Consider the following 22,772-nt stretch of genomic DNA (forward strand, 5'->3'; position numbering starts at 1 on the left):
TTGCAGCTCATTCAAGCTGTTGCCGCAGGTTTATTATCCGCGATCACCTTTTATCACTATCAAACCCGCTAGGCTTGCGCTGATCGGAACATTGACGGCATTGCCGAGGAAGGGAAGCCATGACCACTCCAAACGAGGCGCCCAAGAAGCGCCAACTCCCCACTGTCTATACCCTGCTTTTCATCATCATCGCCCTGATGGCGGCCCTCACCTGGGTGCTGCCGGCGGGCAAGTACAACTATGTCACCGCCAAGACCCAGCAGCCGGTTGCGGCGGCGGCCGTGGCCGACTACAGCGGCGACGAGCGGCTGCTGCCGGTGCCCGGCAGCTACACAGAGCTGCCCTCCCAGCCCCAGGGGGTATTCGAGGTACTCAAGGCACCGATCCAGGGCTTTCACAAGGCGGCCGACGTGGCGCTCTTCGTGCTCATCATCGGCGGCTTTCTGGCGGTGACCATGCAGAGCGGGGCGCTCGATGCCGGGGTGGGAGCCATAGTGCGCGCCTTCGCCGGGCGCGAGCGACTGCTGATCCCGGTGCTGATCGCCCTGTTTGCCCTCGGCGGATCCACCTTCGGCATGGCGGAGGAGACGGTGGCCTTCTGGGCGCTCATAGTGCCTGTCATGATGGCGGCGGGCTTCGATCGCATGGTGGCGGCGGGGATCATCCTGCTCGGCTCCGGGGTCGGGGTACTCGCCTCCACCGTCAACCCCTTTGCCACCGGCATCGCCTCCGGTTTTGCCGGCATTCCCATCGGGGAGGGGATTGGCCTGCGGGTCATCCAGTGGCTGCTGCTGGTGATCTTCGCCTCCTGGTTCGTGATGCGCTATGCCAAGCAGGTGCAGCAGGACAAATCCCGCTCCGTGCTGGCCGACATCGTCTATGACGACGAATTCTCCCAGATGAAGAGCAGCAATCTTGCCTTCAGCGGCAAGCAGAAGCTCACCATGCTGGTCTTCTTCGGCACCTTCCTGCTGATGATCTATGCGGTGGTGCCCTGGTCGGATCTGGGCATAGATCTGCTGCCCACCTTTGGCTGGTGGTTCGACGAGCTCTCCACCCTCTTCTTCAGCGCCTCCATCCTGATTGCGATCATCAACCGGATGCCCGAATCCAACTACGTGGCGACCTTCCTCAACGGGGCGCGGGATCTCATCGGGGTGGCCCTGGTGGTGGCGGTGGCGCGCGGCATCTATGTGGTGATGGAGCAGGGCGTCATCATAGACACCATATTGCACTGGGCCGAGGGACTGGTGACCGGACTCTCCTCGTCGGTCTTCATCCTGATGGCCTATCTGGTGCACATCATTCTTAGCTTTTTTATTCCCTCCACCTCGGGGCTGGCGACCGTCTCCATGCCGCTGATGGGGCCGCTGGCGGACTTCTCCGGCATCTCCCGGGATCTGGTGATCACCGCCTATCAGTCCGCCTCCGGCTGGATCAACCTGTTCGCTCCCACCGCCGCTCATCTGGTGGCGGGGCTGGCGCTCGCCAGGATCCCCTACGATCGCTTCGTGCGCTGGGTGCTGCCCTTTATCATCGGCGTGGCCCTCATCACCATGGGGGTGCTGGTGGCCGGTACCCTGCTCCCCGGCTGAAAAACGACAGACAGCAAAAAGGCTCCCGAGGGAGCCTTTTTCATGAGCCTTGCTTACTGCTTGTAGCCCTTGAGGAAGCGGGCGAGGCGGCCTATGGCCTCTTCCAGCTCCTCTTCCCGGGGCAGGAACACCAGCCGGAAGTGATCCGGTGCCGGCCAGTTGAAGCCGGTGCCCTGCACCAGCAAGAGCTTCTCTTGCTGCAGCAGATCGAACACCATCTTCTGGTCGTCGCGAATGTCGTACACCTTGGGGTCGAGGCGCGGGAACATGTAAAGCGCCCCCTTTGGCTTGACGCAGGAGACGCCGGGGATCTCGTTCAATAGCTCCCACGCCTTGTCCCGCTGGCGGCGCAGGCGGCCACCCGGCAGGATCAGCTCGTTGATGCTCTGATAGCCACCCAGCGCAGTCTGGATGGCGTGCTGCATGGGCACGTTGGCACAGAGCCGCATGGAGGCCAGCATCTCCAGCCCTTCGATGTAGCCCCTGGCACGGCCCTTGGGCCCGGTGATGACCATCCAGCCCTGACGGAAGCCGCAGGCGCGGTAGGCCTTGGAGAGGCCGTTGAAGGTCACCACCATCACATCGTCACACTGGGTGCAGACGCTGGTGTGGGAGATGTCGTCGTAGAGGATCTTGTCGTAGATCTCGTCGGCGAAGATGATGAGGTTGTGCTGGCGGGCGATCTCGATCAGCTCCAGCTGGAATTCGCTGCCGTAGACGGCGCCGGTCGGGTTGTTCGGGTTGATCAGCACCAGGCCGCGGGTGCGCGGGGTGATGCGGGCGCGGATGTCGTCCAGATCCGGATGCCAGTCGGCCCCTTCATCGCAGCGGTAGTGCACCGCATGACCACCGGAGAGGGTGACGGCGGCGGTCCAGAGCGGGTAGTCGGGGGAGGGCACCAGCATCTCGTCGCCGTTGTTGAGCAGCGCCTGCATGGCCATCACGATGAGCTCGCTGGCGCCATTGCCGATGTAGATGTCGTCGATGTCGACCTTGCGCATCCCCTTTTGCTGGTAGTACTGCATCACCGCCTTGCGGGCCGAGAAGAGCCCCTTGGAGTCGCAGTAGCCCTGGCTCTGGGGCATGTTGAGGATCACATCCTTGATGATCTCTTCAGGCGCATCGAAACCGAACGGGGCCGGGTTGCCGATGTTGAGCTTGATGATGCGGTGGCCTTCGTCCTCGAGACGGCGGGCCTCTTTATGCACCGGGCCGCGAATGTCATAGCAGACATCGTCGAGCTTGTGCGACTTGTCGATAGTGAACATGGTGAGCGTGATTCCTTCCCCTGGGGGCGCGTTGGCAGAAAAGCTTTTTTTAGTATCAAATTTCTCTACCCCTATTCTTCACAGAATTGAATGCTAGAACAATCTAATTTATGGAATAAATCCCTGATATTTACCCCTGAAACAGGGTTGCCAGTCTGTTAAATTCAGCAGGATCGTTTGCCTGTCTCGCGAGAGACTAGTGAAAGATGAGGGGGAGGTTCATAAAGCAGCAAGAGTGTATTGAATTATCCATCCCATCTGGCACGATTGGCTGGGGTAAAAATCTGCTCCCACCCCTGCTGCCGGCCAAGGGCACGCGCAGCTCAGGGCGTCCTTTCATCCTGTCATCGAGGATCTTCATGCACGCACCCGCCACCGGTCGCTACCGCCACTTCAAGGGGGGTTACTATCAAGTGCTCGCCCTGGCCCTGCACACCGAAACCCAGGAACAGCTGGTTGTCTACCAATCCGAGCAGGATGGCCAGGTCTATGCCCGCCCGGTCACCATGTTCATGGAGTGGATTGAGCATCAGGGGCAGGTGGTGAGCCGCTTCACGCCTGTGGCATGAGGGGGTGATCAAGGTCCATAAGAAAAGGCGCACCAGGCGCCTTTTTCATGTGGGTACCGGGCTTACAGGCCCAGATTGGCTCTGGCATAGGCCTCGAAATCGGTGCAGCCACCGATGTGCTGCTCGTCCAGGAAGATCTGCGGCACTGTGGTGACGGGCTTGCCCGCCTTGGCGGCCAGATCGTCCTTGGTGAGCCCGGCGACGTTGATATCCACATAGCGGAATTCGAAGTCATCGCGCTCCTCGGTCAGCTGCTCGGCAATCTGCTTGGCGCGAACGCAATAGGGGCAACCCGGGCGACCAAAAATTTCTACAAACATCTTTTCTCTCCGTTAGATAAGGCCGTTGAGACGAGGCTGGCGACAGCATAGCCTCGGCTTTGGGCCAGTCAAAGCTGAAAATACCGATACGCGCATTCGCCGTGCTCGATTGCACCCCGGCCAGGTGCCGACACAGAGGTCGGCACCTGGCGCGGGATTCTGGATTGGCGGCGGCGAACTATTCCTGCCCTATTGCTCGGCAATCTCGGCACTCTGGATTCGTGGCTGCCGAGCGATGCGCTCCGCGCCACTCAAGCCTGCCTTACTGCTCGGCACTCAGGATTCGTGGCTGCTGAGCGATGCGCTCCGCGCCACTCAAGCCTGCCTTACTGCTCGGCACTCAGGATTCGTGGCTGCTGAGCGATGCGCTCCGCGCCACTCAAGCCTGCCTTACTGCTCGGCACTCTGGATTCGTGGCTGCCGAGCGATGCGCGCCACGCCACTCAAGCCTGCCTTACTGCTCGGCAATCTGGATGGGTTGCTGCTGATAGATGCTCTCCAGCACCCCCTTCTCGAACACTGTCCAGGGCCAGGCGGCCTTGCTGGCGCGGTAGCGCTCGTGGGTCGCCGGATCCTGGGAGAGGCCGCGCTGGAACATCACGAAGGCCTTGCGCTGGCCACCGGCGGTGTCGATAAAGCCTGCCAGGTTGGAGGTGCCGGTGATGGTGCCCGTCTTGGCGTGCACCTTGTTCTTCATCATGGGGGCGGTGACGCTGCGTCGCCAGGCCAGGGTGCCGTCCACCTGGGAGCTCGGCAGCAGCTTGATGAAATCGAGCTCGGCATCGTTCTTCTGGATGAAGTTCAGTACTGACAGCATCTGGCGTGCGCTGATGAGGTTGTGGGCGGAGAGGCCGGAGCCGTCGGCCAGGGTGGCGTTGCCCAGATCGATACCATGCTTGGTCAGGATGGCACGCACCGCCATGGTGCCGCTGCGATAGCTGCCCGGCTTGTTGTAGTAGTGACGGCCCACGGTTTTGAGGAAGGTGTCGGCGTAGAGGTTGTCGGATTTCTTCAGCATCTTGGAGAGCATCACCGGCAGGGAGACCGAGTAGTGGGTGGCCAGGGTATCGGCGCTCACCGGAGCCTGATGGGTGACCCGCAGCAGACCGTCGTGGCTGATCCCGGCGCGGTTCATGGCCCAGCGGATGTTGTCCCAGCCCCAGGCTTCCACGTCGTGGATGGCAAAGCGCAGGCCCTGCGGCTCCTTGTTCGGGGTGATGCAGCCCTTGAGTTCGTAGAAGTTGCCCTTGGCCATGTCCACTTCCAGGGCGCAGAACTGACGCGCCATGTCGCCATAGCTCATCACCTCCACGTTGTCGGCACCTATGCCGATGGGGACGCCGGTGGCGACGTTGCCCACCGCAGGCCTGCCAATCTGGGTGGCGGTGACGGTGCCGTAGGCGCAGTTCTTGTCGATGATGACGGCTGAGACGGGGGCTGCGAAGCAGAGGGTCTGATCCCCCCAGGACCAGCCGTTACCGCGCTCATAGCCGTTGTAGGCGCCGGTGTTGACGTAGACATTGCCCTGGATGCGGGTGACCCCGAGCTGCTTGAACAGGGCCACCAGATCCATCCGCGACAGTGTGGGGTCGCCGACGAAGTTGATCCAGATGTCGCCATTGATGGTGTTGCCTTGTCTGGCGCCAGCCTGGGCCTGGATCTCGGTGGCGAAACGGAAGTCGGCGCCGAGCTCGAGGCGGGCGGCCAGGGCGGTCAGCACCTTCATGGTGGAGGCGGGGGCTATCATGTCGTCGGCGTGACGGGCAAATTCCACCCCGCTGTTGCCCTGGACTATGACGGCGTACTGGCCCCCCTTGGGCGGGGTCAGCGGGGTGGCCTGGGCCACCAGGGAAAAGAGAGCACAAAAACCAATCAACAACCGCTGCATAAGATCCTCTAACTGAACGAAGGGCGCCGGCAGTGCGATGCGCCCCTTATAATCAAACCTAGTGACTGTCATTTGCCCGCCAGACGGCGTGGCTAGGCAAAGGCGTTGGCAGTGCGGTACCGCCCTTCATAATCAAAAATTTTCTCCTTCACCTGCCAGAAACGCCCCGACTTGCGTGCGATGACGAAATCCGGGTGACGGAACTGGCTTTGCGCAGCCAGCACGCTCGCCAGAGTGGTGAATTCGGGCTCCAGGCCCGGGGCGGGCCAATGATGACGCACAAAGCGTTGTTGAAACAAGCGCCGCGCACCGCTGGTGTGAAAGGCGAAGTACTCCGTCAGGGTAAGACCGTCCTCATCGTGGTAGGTCACCTCCAGCCGCTCCCCCTGTTTGCCGCGCCCTGCGGTGAGGGTGAGACCGGCGCAGCGAATGACCATGCAGTCCTTGAGATTGAGGGCTTCCTTGAGCTTGTCATCCGGATCCACCAGCAACTGGTCGCAGCTCTGGCAGCGGCGGGCGGCGATGTCGTTTTCGGCGCCGCAGGCGGGACAGATCTTGGCGCGAAAGCGATAGTCGCACTCCTCGCGGTGGCCCTCGTCATCTTCAAACAGCCCCTGGCAGCGGCGGCCGTAGTGCTCGACCACCTTGCCCTCCTCGTCTGTCTTGCCCCAGAAGGTGTTGGCAAAGCCGCAGGCGGGGCAGGGAACCTGTACCGGCTCTGTGCCGGCGTGGGGTCTGGGCTCTCCCACTTCGGGGGCAAACAGGTTGAAGTTGTTGCCCGCGTAGTCGAGCACCAGACAATCTGTCTTGCCCGGCGACAGGCGCAGGCCGCGCCCCACAATCTGCTGATAGAGCGACACCGACTCGGTGGGGCGCAGCATCACGATGAGATCGACATGGGGGGCATCGAAGCCGGTGGTGAGCACAGCCACGTTGACCAGAAACTTGATCTCCCGCTCCTTGAAGGCCTGGATCAGGGCATCGCGCTCCTGACCCGGGGTCTCGCCGGTAACGAGGGCCGCCGTCTGGGATTTGGCGAGCAGCAGCCCCTGAATTTCCCGGGCGTGCTCGACGGTGGCGGCGAAGATCATCACCCCTTGCCGCTCGGCGGCATACTCCAGCACCTGATTGAGGATATGGGGGGTGACCCGCTGCTGGCGCTTGAGCTCGCCGTTGAGATCCGCCTCGCTGAAGAGGCCGTTCTCCCTCGGTACCAGCTTGCTGAAGTCGTAGTGGACTATGGGGGCATCTATCATGCGCGGTGGCGTCAGGTAGCCGTTTTTGACCATGAAGCGCAGGGGCAGCTCGAATACGCAGTCGCCAAAGAGCCGCTCGCCGTGACTCTTCACCATGCCGTGGTAGTGGCGCCGGTAGATCCAGCCCAGCCCCATCCGGTACGGGGTGGCGGTGAGCCCCAGGATCCTGAGGGCCGGATTGGCCCCCTTGAGATGCTCGAGCACCTGATGGTACTGGCTGTCGTCATCGAGCGAGACCCGATGGCACTCATCGATGATGAGCAGGGAAAACGCCCCATCAAATGCGGTCAGGTTGCGGGCCACCGACTGCACCGAGCCGAACACCACCTGGGCGCTCGCCTCCTTGCGGGCCAATCCGGCGGCGAAGATGTCGGCCTTGAGCCCCCAGGCCTCGTACTTGGCGTGGTTCTGCTCCACCAGCTCCTTGACGTGGGCCAGCACCAGCACCCGGCCACGGGCCTTGCGGGCCAGCTCGGCGATCACCAGACTCTTGCCTGCCCCCGTGGGCAGCACTACCACGGCGGGATCCGGGTGTTTGCGAAAGTGACTGATCACGGCGTTGACGGCGTCGGTTTGATAGGGTCTGAGAACAAACATGGGGGCGTGGCGTGTGAGCATGGTGGGGCGCAGGATGGCGCCATTATAGGGATCTTGGGGCCACAAAAACAGCGGGCCGGCATGATGCCGGCCCGCAGGTACCACCAAGGTGCTTAGTGGAAGGGGAACAGGTAGTTGAGCCAGCTGCCCATGCGCAGCAGGATCTTGCGCATGATGGCCACATGGTGCATGTGATCGGTGTAGATGGCGGCCTGACCGCTGGAGCCGGCGATCACCTGATACTTGGCCCAGTCTGGATCCGTGATGCGGATGAGCACCGGCAGGCGACCCGGTTGCTGCGCCGAGCTCTGATCCACCAAGGGGGCGTTGGCTTGCACGTTGCCGGACGCTATGGCCGGGATGATGGCCTCGACCTTGCCCTTGAAGATGCGGCCTGGGGCGCCATCGATGACCACTTCCGCTTCGTCACCCGCCTTGAGGCGTTGCATGCTGTTCTGCCAGAACCAGCCCACATAGAAGTTCTCGTCCTTGTGAACGAAGGTCATCACGGGGCGATACAGGTAGGGAGTGGCCACCATGCCGGGGCGCAGGGCCATTTGCAGCACATAGCCATCCGAGGGGGCATAGACCACAGTCTGCTCCAGGTTGTACTGTGCTTCACCCAGTTGGGCCTGCAGATCTTCGATGGTCGCTTTCTGCTGATCTATCTGCGCCGTGATGTCATCGACGTTGGCCTGCGTCACATCCAGATCGCGCTGTTTGCCGATACCACGGCGCATCAGCTCTTTCGCCCGATCCCGGTCAAGCACCGCAGAGCGGAGTCTGGCGCTGATGGATTTTAGGCTCTCCTTGCTGGCGGTGAGACGGGCGGCCACGCTGTTGACTTTCTGCTCGAAGCGCACCGGATCTATCTTGAACAGCACATCGCCTTGCTTCACTTCCTGGTTGGGCTTGACGGGGACCTCGGTCACTCGTCCCTTCACCAGGGGAACGACGGGGGTGGAGACGTAGTAATCCCGGGCCGTCTGGGCATAGGGGTGGTTGTAGTTCATCAGGGTGATGAGGGCCCCTATGATGAAGACGCCACCAAGCACGGCGGTCGGTACAGTCCACTTGTTGAGCGGGATCTTGAAGATCTTGAAAATCCCTACACAGATGGCCGTATAGGTGAGAATAAGTAGCAAATCCATGGAGGGTTACCTATTTTTCAGTCTGTTCGAGCGTGGTCATACGGGCCTGCAGGGCGGCAAGCTCTTGCTTGAGTGCGGTGATTTCGCCTTCGTCTTTTTCAAGACGCTGACTGAACCCCCAGCCGCGATCAGGGCGATAGAGCGTGGCCCAGATCCAGAGGAAAGGCCAGAGCACGTGCAGGGTGAACAGGCTGACCCAGCCGGCCACATGAATGGCATCCTGGTGCGGGTGATTGCGATGCTTGGCTATTTCATAGGGAATATCGTGTATGACGATGACTCCATAGAACATGATCAAGACAACGAACACCAATATTCCCAGGGCAATGTAGTCAAGTACCATCGGTTTCTCCCATCAAAGTCGCGAGGCCATACCCGGAGCCTGGCATTCACAATAATCGGCTCATGATGACAGCATATTAGCAGAGCGCAAGGGGGCGAGCAGGGAGTTGGGTCATCAGTACAGGCTCGGTTAACCGGTTGGCTATTTATCAGGCATCATTGATTTCTTTCTATAAAATCAAGCATGAAAGAGATTCGTATGTCTCGTAACAAAAAAAGGTGCGCGATGGAAAGGCGATACACAATGAACCTCTGGTTGGGGCTGTTGCTCATGCTAGCCCAGGTCACGGCAGCATGGGCCGCCGAACCCCGGCTGGAGCCGACCGTGCAGGAGAAGGCGCAGACCCTGGTGCTGCTCCATGAACCCATCGTCATGCTCCAGGCCAAGTTTGGCAGTCTGGACGGGGCGGGCAGGGTCCGGCTGGTGCAGGAGCGGCTCAAGCAGATGCAGGCCTCCGATCTTGAACAGCCGGTGACCCTGGTGAGCGCCAGGCGCTTCGGGCAGGACAGCCGGGAGTTCCTGGTCAACGGCAAGCGGATCCTGGTGCTGGTGGAGGGGGATCTAGAAGCCCTCGACGAGCTGAGCCTGGATCAGGCGAGCGAGCGTGTCCGGCAGCGGCTCGACAAGGTACGGCTCAAATACCTCGAGTTGCACTCCACCCCCTATCTGGTCAAGGCTGGCGGCTTGGCGCTCCTGGCCAGCCTGATCTTCTTCGGCCTCATCTGGTCTTTGCAATGGGGTCATAGACGAGTCAGGAAGTGGCTCGCCAATCGCCTCCTGCTGCAGAAGGGATTGATCCCCCATCAGTGGCGCCAGGTAGCGGGCAACGTGGAGATCCGCCTGCTCGGCCTGCTGACCCTGTTGCTGATCTTCATGCTCACCTATGGCTGGCTCACCTATGTGCTTGGTCTCTTCCCCCAGACCCGGGCCTGGAGCGAGCGGCTGGGAGACTCCCTGTTTGCCCTGTGCGGCGACATGCTGGAGGGCATGATTGCGGCCATGCCGGGCCTGGTGACAGTGATGCTGATCGTCATCATCACCCGCTTCTTCATCCGTATGCTGGCCATTCTCTTCGATCGCATCGAGCGGGGGCAGTTTCGCGTGCAGGGGCTGCATGCCGAGACCATAGGCGCGACCCGGCGGCTGCTCTCTGTGGTGATCTGGCTGTTTGCCCTGACCGTGGCCTACCCCTATCTGCCCGGTGCCGACTCCGACGCCTTCAAGGGGATCAGCGTCTTCTTCGGCCTCATGGTGACCCTGGGGTCGGCGGGCATCATGAACCATGCCATGAGCGGCCTGGTGCTCATCTACTCCCGCGCCCTGCGGCCCGGCGATCTGGTGCAGATTGGCGAGGTAGAGGGAATGGTGAGCGAGCTCAATGCCCTCTCCACCAAGCTGGTGACACGCCAGGATCACGAGGTGACCCTGCCCAATGCCGTGGTGGTGGGGGGCAAGGTGGTGAACCTGACACGGCTGGCGGGGGAGAAGGGGGTCGCACTGCTGACCAAGGTGACTATCGGCTACGATGCGCCCTGGCGTCAGGTGCACGCCATGCTGGAGCTGGCGGCCCGGCGCTGCACCATGCTCAATCAGACCGAGCCGCCCCTGGTGCGTCAGCTCAATCTGCAGGACTGGTATGTGGAATACGAGTTGCAGGTACGGATGAAGGCGGACTTGCTCCCCGCCGTGGTCAAGACCGAGCTCCACGGCCACATCCAGGATGTGTTCAACGAGTTCGGGGTGCAGATCATGTCCCCCAACTTCATCGCCCAGCCGGAGCAGGCGGTGCTGGTGGCCAGGGAGCACTGGTACCAGGCACCCGCCGAGGCGCCCGGGGCGCCCAGCAAAGGGTAAGCTATTGGAAAATGAAGAGGCCCGGCAGCAATGCCGGGCCTCTTGTCATGGGGAAAACACAGTCTCTGGACTCAGCTCTCCTTGGCTTCCCTTAGCTGGGAGGGTCTGAACTTCACCAGGAAGGCCAGGGTGATGAGGGCGGTACTCACCAGACCTATGATGGTGGAGACGTTCATTGCCAGCCCGAAGCCGATGGGGGCGTTGGCCAGGTAGGTGATGACCACTGCTGTCATGAAGATGGCGGGTATGGTGCAGATCCAGTGCAGCTTGCCCTCCTTGATGAGGTAGGCGGCGGCGGCCCACAGCATGATGACGGCTGTGGTCTGGTTGGCCCAGCCGAAGTAGCGCCAGATCACCCCAAACTCGGCCTTGGAGATGATGAAACCGAGGATGAACATGGGGATGGCGATGAGCAGACGCTTGACCAGCGGCTTCTGGGTCATCTTCAGGAAGTCCGCCACTATGAGGCGGGCGCTGCGAAACGCGGTGTCACCGGAGGTGATGGGCAGGATCACCACGCCCAGGATGGCCAGGATGCCGCCCACCGTGCCGAGCAGGCTGGTGGAGACCTCGTGTACCACGGCCGCCGGGCCGCCGTTGGCCATGGTGGCGTTGAGCGCTTCTGTGCTGTCGTAGAAGGAGAGACCCAGGGTGCACCAGATGAGGGCGATGATCCCTTCCCCTATCATGGCGCCGTAGAAGATGAAACGGCCGGACTTCTCGTTCTGCATGCAGCGCGCCATCAACGGTGACTGGGTGGCGTGGAAGCCCGATACCGCGCCACAGGCGATGGTGATGAACAAGAGCGGCCAGAGCGGCAGCTCGGTCGGGTGCAGGTTGGAGAAATCCATCCCCGTGTTGTAGAAGCCTTTGCCGGAGACGATGAGGCCTATGATGAGGCCGACCGACATGAACACCAGCAGGGCGCCGAAGATGGGATAGAAGCGGCCGATGATCTTGTCGATGGGGACTATGGTGGCGAGTATGTAGTAGGCAAAGATCGCCACTATCCAGTAGACCAGATCGGTGGAGGTGAGGTTGGCCAGGAGGCCCGCCGGGCTCAGCACGAAGACCACGCCCACCAGCATCAAGAGCACCACGGCGAACAGGTTCATGAAGTGCTTGGCGGCGGTGCCGAGGTGCTCACCAACCACGGTCGGTACCGAAGCGCCCTTGGCGCGCACCGACAGCATGCCGGAGAAGTAGTCGTGAACCGCGCCGGCGAAGATGCAGCCGAACACTATCCAGAGCATGGCGACCGGGCCGTAGAGGGCACCGAGTATGGGGCCGAAGATGGGGCCGACGCCGGCGATGTTGAGCAGTTGAACCAGGTAGACCTTCTTGTCCGACATGGGGACATAGTCCACCCCGTCGGCCATGGTGATGGCGGGGGTGGCCAGCTCGGGTTTGGGGCCGAATATGCGCTCGACGAATTTGCCGTAGATGAAGTAGCCCGCGACCAGCAGGCCGACACAGAGGAAGAACCAGATCATTGTTACGCTCCAGCATTGTTATTTTATGGTGTGCGCGGTCAGTCTAGGTGGGGCCTTCTGTTAACGGCAGGTAAATGATGGTGAGCGGCGACATGGCGACCCGAGCGGTCGCCCGTTGTGATCCGGCGCACAGCGGGCGCCCTCATTCCAGCCCCAGCTCGTCTTTGAGCTCCTTGAGATAGCGTCGGCTGACCGGCACCCGGGCACCGCTCGGGGTGACTATCTGGGCCAGCTGGTTTTCCAGCAACTGGATCTCGAAGATGGCGCCCGGGGCCACCAGGTACTGGCGGTGGCAGCGCAGCAGCGGTGTCTTCTCCTCCAGGGATTTCAGGGTGAGCTGGGTGTGAAACAGCTCACCCTGGCAGGCGACATGCACCCCGCCGAGATCCGAGAAGGCATACTCCACCTGCTCGACGGGTAGCAGACGCACCCGGTTGTGCAGGTAGCCGGGGATGTGGCGAATGGCCGGTGAAAGCGCCGCCACCGGCTGGGGGCTGAGATCCTGCTTGAGGCGCGCCAGCGTCTTGGCCAGCCGGGCGGGCTCCACCGGTTTGAGCAGGTAGTCGAAGGCATTCTCCTCGAAGGCCTGGATGGCGTAGTCATCAAACGCCGTGACAAAGACGATGCGGGGCAGGGGATCCAGCATGGCCACCAGCTCCATGCCGCTGAGCTTGGGCATCTGGATGTCGAGAAACACCACCTCCGGCTTGAGCCGCGCAATGAGTGAGAGCGCCTCTATGGCATTGGCGGCCGAGCCGATGATCTCGATGTCGGGGTCGCTGCCGAGCAACTCAGCCAGCTCCTCGCGGGCATAGGGTTCGTCGTCGACTATCAGGGTGCGGATCATGTCATCTCCTTGGAAGGGGAATCCGGCTGTCTGGGCAGGGTGAAAGAGACCCGGGTCCACTGCTCCGGCTCACACTGCACCTGGATGCCAAAGCGCTCGCCGAAGGCACTCTTGAGCCGCCTGTCCACAATACTCATGCCAAGGCCGTCCCCCTGGGGACCCGGCTGCCAGGCTCCGGCATTGTCCTCCACGCAGAGGGTGACACCCTCTGGCCCCTCCTCGGCGAAGAGCCGGATCCGCCCCTGCTCCAGCAGAGAGCAGATCCCGTGCTTGATGGCATTCTCGATGAGGGGCTGCAGGGTGAAGCTCGGCAGTTGCATGTCGGCCAGGTGCGGCGGTATCTCGTTGATGACGGTCAGACGCTCGCGAAAGCGGGCCTGCTCTATCTCCAGATAGGACTGGCAGTGCTCCTGCTCCTCCCGCAGCGTGGTCAAGCCGCTCTGGCGCTTGAGGTTCTTGCGAAAGAACAGGGAGAGGTGCAGCAGCAGCTGGCGTGCCCGCTCGGGGTCGCGCCGGGTGATGGCACTGATGGTATTGAGGGTGTTGAACAGAAAGTGGGGATTGATCTGCGCCTGCACCAGCTTGAGCTCGGACTGCACCAGCAATCGCTGCTGCTGCTCCAGCCGCCCGCTCAGCAACTGCTGTGACAGCAGGTTGGCTATCCCTTCCCCCAGAGTGTGGTTGATCTTGAGGAAGAGCCGCTTCTTGGGTTCATAGAGCTTGATGGTGCCTATCACCCCCTGATCCCCTTGCAGCGGGATCACCAGCACTGAGCCGAGCTGACACTGGGGGGAGATGCTGCAGCGATAGGGACGGCTGTTGCCATCGGCAAACAGCACCTTGTTCTGGGCTATGGCCTGCAGGGTGATGGCGGAGGTGATGGGGGTGCCCGGTTTGTGGTGATCCTCCCCGGTGCCGATGAAGGCGAGGATCTTGTCGGTGTCAGTGATGGCGACGGCGCCGACCCCGGTCTCCTCCTGCACTATATGGGCTATCTTGCGGCTCGCCTCCGGGGTGAAGCCCTGGGTCATAATGCCGACGGTGCGGTTGGCTATGGTGAGCGCCTTGGCGGAGAAGACCCGGGAGAACTTCTCATACATACGTTGCTGGTCGCGGATCATGCTGATGAAGAGCGCCGCCCCGCAGGAGTTGGCGAGGATCATGGGGGTGGCTATGGTGCGCACCAGCTGCAGGGCCTGCTCGGACGGGGTGGCGACCAGCAGTATGATGACCATCTGCAGGATCTCGGCGTAGAGGGTGGTGAAGAAGGCAATCCGGGGATTGAACAGGGCATCCACCCGGTTCGTTCGCATCAGCCGCCAGTGCACCAGGCCTCCCAGCAGCCCCTCGCAGGTGGTAGAGATGGCGCAGGCGAGATCGGTAAAGCCGCCCAGGGTATAGCGGTGCAGTCCCCCGGTCAGTCCCACCAGAAAGCCCACCAGGGGACCTCCCAGCAGCCCCCCCAGCACGGCGCCGACGGCGCGGGTGTTGGCGATGGCGTCGTCTATGTCCAGCCCCACATAGGTGCCCAGTATGCAGAAGCAGGAGAAGATGACGTATATCAGTATCTTGTGCGGCAGTCTGACCGAGTAGTTGGCCAGGGGGCGCAGCAGTGGGCTCTTGGAGAAGAGGTAGGCAATGACCAGGCTGACACTCATCTGCTGGAGCAGGGAGAGGACTAATTGCATAAAAAACCTTCCTCAAGAATGGTCCCGGGCCCGAACACCACCAGGGCGAACTGTGAGCAAGATCTCGTCTTGATGCAGGACGCGGCCCCATGGCGGGGGCAGTTTGCCAGAATGAAAAAATAAAACCATATAAAATCAGCACGTTAAATTGATATTTGTATAACCGGGCGGCGCTTGATATTGCTGGATGGAGCATGACTGTGCCCACTGGGTGCGCCACACGGAGGTGGCATGCTCCGCCCGGCCTTCGGCTGGGCGTTTTTTATCCAGCTCCAATGGCGGACGATTTTGAGGGGGCTCGAGCAATTATTCAGGTTTGTCCAATGAGTTATCCCCAGCTTCTGGGGATAACTCAGAAGGCGAAATAGTAGCAGACGCGTCGGCCCAGGTTGAAAAATGGCCGTTGTCCCTCATCCAACTCCTCCTGCCTGAGGGTGGCTATGATGCTTCTCCCATCTTCCCGCAGATCCATCATGGCCACGGCTTCCGGGCGCTGCCCCTTGATATAGGGTTGCACCTTGGGTTTGAGAGGCATGCTGGGCTCGGTCGAGAGCACCAGCGCCACCGAGTCATCGTCGAGGCGCACCAGGGATCCGGGCGGATAGACCCCCAGCACCTTTATCAATAATCTGACCAGATCTTGATCGAATTTCTTCTGGGACAACTTGTAGAGCTGGCCGATGGCCTGGCTCGGTCCCGCCGGGTGGAGGCCGCTGCGCGGGTGCAGCAGCTCGTCGTAATAGTCCACCAGGCCGATGAGGCGGGCGAGGGGAGGTATCCTGTCCCCCTGGATGCCAAGTGGAAAACCGCTGCCGTCCAGCCGCTCGTGATGGAGGTGGGCAACCTCGCGGATCCTGGGCTCGAAGGCCTGCAGCTGGTTGAGCATCTCCAGCCCGTACTGGGGATGCATGTTGAGAAAGTTGAGCTCCGCCTTGTTGAGTTCTCCCCGCTTCTGGGTGATCTGGCTCGGGATCCTGAGCTCGCCGATATCGTGCAGCAGGCCAGCCAGCCCCGCCTCCTCGATCTCGATGGGGCTCATGCCCAGCTCCCTTGCCATCAGCATGGCGATGAAGGCCACGCTCAGGCTGTGTTGCAGCAGGATGTCAGTGTGCTGGCTGCGGATGAGGTGCAGGCCCAGGAGGCCCTGATGGTCGGCGAGGCGGGTGGCGACGGTGCGCACCATCTGGGCGGTGTTGGCCAGCCCCTCGTCGGGCTTGAGATTGAGGGCGCCGAGGGCGTCGCGAAGATCAGACAGAGATTGGCCGAATGCCTTGTCGGCGGTGCGAAGGGAGCGGCGAAAGGCCTTTTCGTCGAACGCGGGTTCAGTCGGGAGAGCGGAGGCATCTTGCGTCGCCCCGAGATCGGCTGAAGGTGCCGGCTCGGCCCGCAGCAGGGGCTCGACGGGGAGATCGCTCTTGTCGGGATCCACCATCAGCAGGGTGAGTTCGAGGTGACGGATGATCTCGAGTTGCTGCTGGTCGCGGATCTTGAAGGCGTTGAACATGAAAGGGTGGCTGGTCCATCCCGTGGGGAGATGAATGTAGTGGCCGACTCTCAATTGTTCGATGGAGGCCTGGATCAGCGCCATAGACTCGCTCTTCTGTCGAATTTGCCTATCAACAAGCTAGCAAAATTAAACAGATAGACAAACAAAAAAGCCCGCGCATGTGCGCGGGCTCTTGTCATCCTGGCCGGTTATCAGGCTTTGGATTTTTTCTTGCTGTCTACCTTGGCCTCGACTTTGGCCTCAACCTTGGTCGCTACCTGAGCTTCCTCGGTGAAGGGACGGCCATAGTAGGTGTCCATCAGTATGGCTTTGAGCTCGGTGATCAGCGGGTAGCGCGGGTTGGCGCCGGTGCACTGGTCATCGAAGGCTTCCAGGGCCAGCTGGTCAACCTTGGCCAGGAAGTCGGTCTCGTTCACGCCGGCTTCACGGATGGAGGCCGGGATGCCCAGAGTCGCTTTCAGCTCGTCCAGCCAGGTCAGCAGCTTCTCGATCTTGGCCGCGGTGCGGTCACCGGCGGCAGTCAGACCCAGGTGGTCGGCCACTTCGGCGTAGCGACGACGAGCCTGCGGACGGTCGTACTGGGAGAACGCGGTCTGCTTGGTCGGGTTGTCGTTCGCGTTGTAGCGGATGACGTTGCTGATCAGCAGGGCGTTGGCCAGGCCGTGCGGGATGTGGAACTCGGCACCCAGCTTGTGGGCCATGGAGTGGCACACACCCAGGAAGGCGTTGGCGAACGCGATACCGGCGATGGTGGCGGCGTTGTGCACCTTCTCGCGGGCAACCGGGTCGTTGGCACCGTTCTGGTAGCTGGACGGCAGATACTCTTTGAGCAGTTTCAGGGCTTGCAGCGCCTGACCGTCGGAGTATTCGTTGGCCAGCACGGAGACATAGGCTTCCATGGCGTGGGTTACGGCATCGATACCGCCGAAGGCACACAGGGACTTGGGCATACCCATGACCAGGTTGGCATCGACGATGGCCATGTTCGGGGTCAGCTCGTAGTCGGCCAGCGGGTACTTCATGCCGGTGGCGTCATCGGTCACGACCGCAAACGGAGTCACTTCAGAACCTGTACCGGAAGTGGTGGTGATGCAGACCAGTTCTGCCTTCACGCCCATTTTCGGGAACTTGTAGATACGCTTGCGGATGTCCATGAAGCGCATGGCCAAGTCTTCGAACGCAGTGTCCGGGTGCTCGTACATGACCCACATGATCTTGGCGGCATCCATGGGTGAACCACCGCCCAGGGCGACGATCACGTCCGGCTTGAAGGAGTTCGCCATCTCGGCGCCCTTGCGAACCACGGACAGGGTGGGGTCGGCTTCCACTTCGTAGAAGATTTCCACTTCCATGTTCAGCTTCTTGAGCAGACGAACCACTTCATCGGCATAGCCGTTGTTGAACAGGAAACGGTCGGTGACCACCATGGCGCGCTTCTTGCCTTCCAGGTCGCCCAGGGCGATCGGCAGGGAACCACGACGGAAGTAGATGGATTTCGGAAGTTTGTGCCACAGCATATTTTCTGCCCGTTTTGCGACTGTCTTCTTGTTGATCAGGTGCTTGGGACCGACGTTCTCGGAGATGGAGTTACCACTCCAGGAGCCGCAACCCAGGGTCAGGGACGGGGCGAGAGCGAAGTTGTACAGGTCACCGATACCGCCCTGGGTGGAGGGGGTGTTGATCAGGATACGGGCAGTCTTCATCTTGTCGCCGAAGTACTTGATGCGGTCGGCGTTGCGATCCTGGTCGGTGTAGAGGCCGGAGGTGTGGCCGATACCACCGATGTTGACCATGTCGCAGGCCATTTCGACGGCTTCTTCGAAGTTCTTGGCGCGGAACATACCCAGGGTCGGGGAGAGCTTCTCGTGAGCGAACTCGTCCTCTGCACAGAGCTCCAGACCTTCACCGATCAGGATCTTGGTGGTGGCAGGCACTGTCACACCGGCCATGGCGGCGATCTTGGTGGCGGGCTGGCCCACGATGTCGGCGTTCAGGGCGCCGTTGATCAGCAGCACTTTACGCACCTTGTCGGCTTCGTCCTTGGAGAGGATGTAGCCGGCGTGAGTCGCGAAACGCTCTTTCACCTGGTTGTAGATGGAGTCGACCACGATGACGGCTTGCTCGGACGCACAGACCACGCCATTGTCGAAGGTCTTGGACATCAGGATGGAGGCGACGGCGCGCTTCACATCGGCAGTCTCGTCGATGACGATGGGCACGTTGCCGGCACCCACGCCGATGGCGGGCTTGCCTGAGGAGTAGGCGGCTTTCACCATGCCCGGGCCACCGGTGGCCAGGATCAGGTTGATGTCATCGTGCTTCATCAGTGCGTTGGAGAGTTCGACTGACGGTTGGTCAATCCAGCCGATGATGTTCTTCGGGGCACCGGCGGCGATGGCTGCATCCAGTACCAGCTTGGCAGCGGTATTGGTGGAGTTCTTGGCGCGGGGGTGCGGGGAGAAGATGATGGCGTTGCGGGTCTTCAGGGAGATGAGGGCCTTGAAGATAGCAGTGGAAGTCGGGTTGGTGGTCGGCACTATGCCGCAGATGATGCCTACCGGCTCGGCGATGGTGATGGTGCCCATCTCGTCGTCCTGGCTCAGGATGCCGCAGGTCTTCTCGTCTTTGTAAGCGTTATAGATGTATTCGGAGGCGAAGTGGTTTTTGATGACCTTGTCTTCGATGATGCCCATGCCGGACTCAGCCACTGCCATCTGGGCCAGGGGGATACGGGCGTTGCTGGCGGCCAGTGCGGCGGCGCGGAAGATCTTGTCTACCTGCTCTTGCGAGAAGCTGGCGAATTCACGCTGGGCTTCTTTGACGCGGGCAACCAGTGCATCCAGTTCAGCCAAATTGGTTACTGCCATGTTTATCTCCTGATGATTTGAAAACTGTTTAGTAAGACCTTGGCAATGCCCGGCAATTATAGCCGCCCTGTCAAGGAGAGAATCACCATAACGGGGTATTTACATGCCTTACTAAATTGTTTTCTGGCTCGATTATAGAGCCGGGATGTGTCAGAAAAGATTGATCTGGATCATATGTAACAAAAGAACAAAAGAAATTTTGTTTCACCATCCCAACCTGCCAGATGTTACGCATTTGTAGAGTAGAGCGCCGGGGGGATGAACACGAGGTGAACAGCCATTTTTGCGCCTGGTGTCAAACCCTTGCCTCTTATCCTCCCGCAGTTTCGCCGCTGGCAATGAGGGCGCTGAGGTCCTGCCTGGCGGCGGCCCTTGACAGCCTCTCGCCCCGAAGAGAGGTAGGCGTTTCATTTCTGTTGGAAAAAATGGTGGTTGTTTTCATCCAGCGTCGGGCCTTTGCGCCGGACTGTGGATGGTTGTTCGACAAACCCCATAACGATGCCTTTGTGGGTGCACTGCTCGCGCCATGGTTGTCCCGGGCACATCAGGATGAAGATAGGGGGCCAGCCTGGGGCGAGCCGTGGGGGTGAATAGGGGTTATCCCCTGGGGGCCTCCAGATCAATCCATGAAAATGACGCTTTATTGAAGGGAAATAGGGTGATGGCTGGGCGTTTCGACATAAAACACCACCATACTTTGCTGGCGTGTTAAATGGCCTCCATAACGGTTAACAACTCGATATGTTGATTTTTGTCGATTCATTAGCGGAACTAACTGAAAAGCCCCGGAAAGGGTGAGATTATTTGATTGGAGAAGGGAAATATCATGGTGTAAATTTACGCGCAGTTTGACGGGGATGGCCCTCGGTGGCCCGAATTGGTTCTGGATGGCGCTTATGGCAGCAATTGACTTCTCTTTATACCTGAAATTTTTCGTCGGCCTGTTTGCGATCATCAACCCGCTGGGTCTGTTGCCGGTCTTTGTTAGCCTGACGGGCCACATGCAACCGGATGAGCGCAGGAAGACCAACACCACGGCCCACATTGCCGTGATGATTATCCTCATGGTCTCCATGACCATGGGGCAGCTGATCCTCGACGGCTTCGGCATCTCGCTGGCGTCTTTCCGCATTGCCGGCGGCTCGCTCATCACCCTGATCGCCTGGTCCATGTTGCAGGGCAAGCTGGGGGAGGTGAAGCACAACAAGCAGGAGAAGGGTGAACTGGCCGCTCGCGAATCCATCGCCGTGGTGCCGCTGGCACTGCCCCTGATGGCAGGCCCCGGGGCCATCTCATCCTCCATCGTCTATGCCAGCCAGAAGACCCTGACCGAGCTGATGGGCATGTTCGTGGTGGTGATGGCCTTTGCCTACTGCTCCTGGCTCATCTTCCGTGCCGCTCCCCTGCTGTTCAAGCTGATGGGCAATACCGGCATCAACGTGGTCACCCGTATCATGGGTCTCATCATGATGTCCCTCGGTATCGAGATCATGGTGGCAGGGATCAAGGGAGTCTTTCCCGGATTGATGTGATTCAGGTCTGTTTTGTCGGAGCCGGTCCTCGTGACCGGCTTTTTATTGTTTCTTTTTTGTTAGTCATTTCCTAGAATCGAGCGGCTTTGTATGAAAAACACCCATTACGCGATATTTAAATGCTGAATAAATGGTTTAAAGCTGTTTTTATGACCGCCAAAGCCGTCCCTACCTGATGATATCTATTGCATTATCAGAATTGTCAGGGAATTATGCGGGCAGCGGGATTTTTATCTCGTGAATGGACAAATGCATGGAACGTTCTTGTTGGAGTATGGAAATGACTCATAGAAAAACAATTATTAATACCCTTTTATTGACCGCACTCTTTGGTGGCGCCACCCTGGCCCACGCCGCCGACGTCCCCGCCGGCACCAAGCTTGCCCCCGAGCAGACTCTGGTGAAAGGCAATGGCTCCGAACCCGCCACCCTGGATCCCCAGAAAGTGGAAGGTACCCCCGAATCCAATGTATTGCGTGACCTGTTCGAGGGTCTCGTCAGCTCCGGCCCCAAGGGTGAGACCCTGCCCGGCGTCGCCGAGTCCTGGGAAACCAAGGACAACAAACACTACGTGTTCCACCTGCGCAAAGATGCCAAGTGGTCCAATGGCGAGCCGGTTACCGCCCATGACTTCGTCTTCGCCTTCCAGCGCGCGGTGGATCCCAAGACGGCTTCTCCCTACTCCTGGTACATGGAGATCCCGACCATCATCAATGCCTCCGATATCATCGCGGGCAAGAAGCCGGCCGATACCCTGGGTGTGAAGGCGGTTGACGATCACACCTTCGAGGTGCAGCTGGAGAAGGCGGTGCCTTACTTCGTCAGCATGCTCTCCCACACCACCACCTATCCGGTCCCCAAGGCGGTGATCGAGAAGTTCGGTGACAAGTGGACCCAGCCCGGCAACATGGTTTCCAACGGCGCTTATGTGCTGAAGGATTGGGTGGTCAACGAGCGCGTCGACGTCGAGCGCAACCCCAATTACTGGAACAACGCCAAGACAGTGATCGAGAAGGTCACCTACCTGCCCATCCAGTCCACCAACGCCGAGCTGAACCGCTACCTCGCCGGTGAAGTCGATCTCACCTACAACATGCCCATCGAGCGCTTCAAGCAGATGAAGAAGGAGCACCCGAGCGAGGTGCAGGTCAGCGGCTATGTGGGCACCTACTACTACACCTTCAACACCAAGCGCAAACCCTATGATGATGTGCGGGTGCGTACCGCTCTCACCTATGCCATCGATCGTAACGTGATCGCCGACAAGGTGATGGGCAAGGGCGAGACCCCGGGCTATGCCCTGGTGCCCGACTTCGTGGACGGCTTCAAGCCGGTGGCCCCGGCCTGGTCCAAGCTGACCCAGGCCGAGCGCGACGCCAAGGCGAAAGAGCTGCTGACCGAGGCCGGTTACGGCCCAGGCAACCCGCTCAAGTTCGAGCTGCTCTACAACACAGACGACAACCACAAGAAGGTGGCCGTGGCCGTCGCCTCCATGTGGAAGAAGCTGGGGGTGCAGGTGAGCCTGGTGAACCAGGAGTGGAAAACCTACCTGGAAACCCTCAAACAGGGTCAGTTTGATGTGGCTCGTCGTGGCTGGATTGCGGACTACAACGAAGCCTCCTCCATGCTGGATCTGATGCAGACCACTCACGGCAACAACGACGGCAAGTACTCCAATGCCGCCTTTGACAAGCTGATGAGCGAGTCGCGCAATCAGGTGGATGCGGATGCGCGCAACAAGCTCTATGTCCAGGCCGAAGAGATCCTGGCCAAGGACATGCCGATCGCCCCCATCTATCAGTACGTGACCTCGCGCATGGTCAAGCCCTATGTGGGCGGTTACCCGGCCAACCCGCTGGACAACCTCTACAGCAAAGACATGTACATCATTGCTCACTGAGTAAAGCAACAAGTCGCATAACAAGCAGGCCCGCCAGACGGCGGGCCTTAGTATTAAAACCGCGACCCTTTGGAAGCAGTACAGGACAGGAAATGTC

The 22,772-nt window shown here is 60.3% G+C and carries 16 protein-coding genes; 5 read left to right on the forward strand and 11 right to left on the reverse strand.

Annotated elements, in window-relative coordinates:
- Positions 1 to 119 precede the first annotated feature (119 nt).
- Positions 120 to 1,595, forward strand: a complete 1,476-nt coding sequence (locus tag OC537_RS03895; protein ID WP_262109562.1) for a YfcC family protein — start codon at positions 120 to 122, stop codon at positions 1,593 to 1,595.
- A gap of 53 nt (positions 1,596 to 1,648) precedes the next feature.
- Here the strand turns inward: OC537_RS03895 and OC537_RS03900 are convergent, their stop codons facing one another.
- The gene (locus tag OC537_RS03900; protein WP_106887201.1) at positions 1,649 to 2,863 is read right to left on the reverse strand and encodes a pyridoxal phosphate-dependent aminotransferase; all 1,215 of its coding nucleotides are present in this window, start codon (positions 2,861 to 2,863) and stop codon (positions 1,649 to 1,651) included.
- A gap of 359 nt (positions 2,864 to 3,222) precedes the next feature.
- Between OC537_RS03900 and OC537_RS03905 the strand changes: the two genes are divergently transcribed.
- Entirely contained in the window at positions 3,223 to 3,432 is a 210-nt protein-coding gene (locus tag OC537_RS03905; RefSeq protein WP_226169575.1) for a DUF1653 domain-containing protein, read from the forward strand.
- 62 nt (positions 3,433 to 3,494) lie between these two features.
- Here the strand turns inward: OC537_RS03905 and OC537_RS03910 are convergent, their stop codons facing one another.
- The 5 genes from OC537_RS03910 to OC537_RS03930 form a co-directional block, all read right to left on the reverse strand.
- On the reverse strand, positions 3,495 to 3,752 hold the full coding sequence (locus tag OC537_RS03910; protein ID WP_010674029.1) for a GrxA family glutaredoxin: 258 nt from the start codon (positions 3,750 to 3,752) through the stop codon (positions 3,495 to 3,497).
- Between the two features lie 454 nt (positions 3,753 to 4,206).
- Positions 4,207 to 5,640 (reverse strand): D-alanyl-D-alanine carboxypeptidase/D-alanyl-D-alanine-endopeptidase, encoded by a 1,434-nt coding sequence (gene dacB, locus OC537_RS03915; protein ID WP_262109566.1) that lies wholly within the window; start codon positions 5,638 to 5,640, stop codon positions 4,207 to 4,209.
- A gap of 92 nt (positions 5,641 to 5,732) precedes the next feature.
- Entirely contained in the window at positions 5,733 to 7,493 is a 1,761-nt protein-coding gene (locus tag OC537_RS03920) for a DEAD/DEAH box helicase (protein ID WP_262109568.1), read from the reverse strand.
- Positions 7,494 to 7,606: 113 nt separating this feature from the next.
- Positions 7,607 to 8,644: an HlyD family secretion protein gene (locus OC537_RS03925; RefSeq protein WP_262109570.1), complete on the reverse strand. Its 1,038-nt coding sequence runs from the start codon at positions 8,642 to 8,644 to the stop codon at positions 7,607 to 7,609.
- Positions 8,645 to 8,654: 10 nt separating this feature from the next.
- A complete protein-coding gene (locus OC537_RS03930; protein WP_106887198.1) occupies positions 8,655 to 8,987 on the reverse strand; it encodes a DUF3302 domain-containing protein in 333 nt (110 codons plus the stop codon).
- A 243-nt stretch (positions 8,988 to 9,230) separates the two neighbouring features.
- Here OC537_RS03930 and OC537_RS03935 point away from each other — a divergent pair, with 243 nt between their 5' ends.
- Positions 9,231 to 10,841: a mechanosensitive ion channel family protein gene (locus OC537_RS03935; protein ID WP_262109574.1), complete on the forward strand. Its 1,611-nt coding sequence runs from the start codon at positions 9,231 to 9,233 to the stop codon at positions 10,839 to 10,841.
- A 71-nt stretch (positions 10,842 to 10,912) separates the two neighbouring features.
- Here the strand turns inward: OC537_RS03935 and OC537_RS03940 are convergent, their stop codons facing one another.
- The 5 genes from OC537_RS03940 to adhE form a co-directional block, all read right to left on the reverse strand.
- The gene (locus tag OC537_RS03940; protein WP_106887196.1) at positions 10,913 to 12,334 is read right to left on the reverse strand and encodes a carbon starvation protein A; all 1,422 of its coding nucleotides are present in this window, start codon (positions 12,332 to 12,334) and stop codon (positions 10,913 to 10,915) included.
- A 142-nt stretch (positions 12,335 to 12,476) separates the two neighbouring features.
- Positions 12,477 to 13,181 (reverse strand): two-component system response regulator BtsR, encoded by a 705-nt coding sequence (gene btsR, locus OC537_RS03945; RefSeq protein ID WP_111912446.1) that lies wholly within the window; start codon positions 13,179 to 13,181, stop codon positions 12,477 to 12,479.
- Positions 13,178 to 14,869 carry a sensor histidine kinase gene (locus tag OC537_RS03950; protein ID WP_262109579.1) on the reverse strand — a complete coding sequence of 564 codons (1,692 nt, stop codon included), beginning with the start codon at positions 14,867 to 14,869 and terminating at the stop codon, positions 13,178 to 13,180. Before OC537_RS03950 ends, btsR begins: the two co-directional genes overlap by 4 nt.
- A gap of 352 nt (positions 14,870 to 15,221) precedes the next feature.
- Positions 15,222 to 16,457, reverse strand: coding sequence for an HD-GYP domain-containing protein (locus OC537_RS03955; RefSeq protein ID WP_262109581.1), 1,236 nt, complete (start codon positions 16,455 to 16,457; stop codon positions 15,222 to 15,224).
- Between the two features lie 110 nt (positions 16,458 to 16,567).
- Positions 16,568 to 19,243, reverse strand: coding sequence for a bifunctional acetaldehyde-CoA/alcohol dehydrogenase (gene adhE, locus OC537_RS03960; RefSeq protein WP_106887192.1), 2,676 nt, complete (start codon positions 19,241 to 19,243; stop codon positions 16,568 to 16,570).
- An 896-nt stretch (positions 19,244 to 20,139) separates the two neighbouring features.
- Between adhE and OC537_RS03965 the strand changes: the two genes are divergently transcribed.
- Both OC537_RS03965 and OC537_RS03970 read left to right on the forward strand, forming a co-directional pair.
- A complete protein-coding gene (locus OC537_RS03965) occupies positions 20,140 to 20,775 on the forward strand; it encodes a YchE family NAAT transporter (RefSeq protein ID WP_162520114.1) in 636 nt (211 codons plus the stop codon).
- 280 nt (positions 20,776 to 21,055) lie between these two features.
- Positions 21,056 to 22,675 carry an ABC transporter substrate-binding protein gene (locus tag OC537_RS03970; protein WP_262109589.1) on the forward strand — a complete coding sequence of 540 codons (1,620 nt, stop codon included), beginning with the start codon at positions 21,056 to 21,058 and terminating at the stop codon, positions 22,673 to 22,675.
- The last annotated feature ends 97 nt before the right edge of the window (positions 22,676 to 22,772 follow it).

The organism is Aeromonas sp. Marseille-Q5825 (genome assembly GCF_946892685.1).
GTDB classification, from domain to species: Bacteria; Pseudomonadota; Gammaproteobacteria; order Enterobacterales; family Aeromonadaceae; genus Aeromonas; species Aeromonas rivipollensis.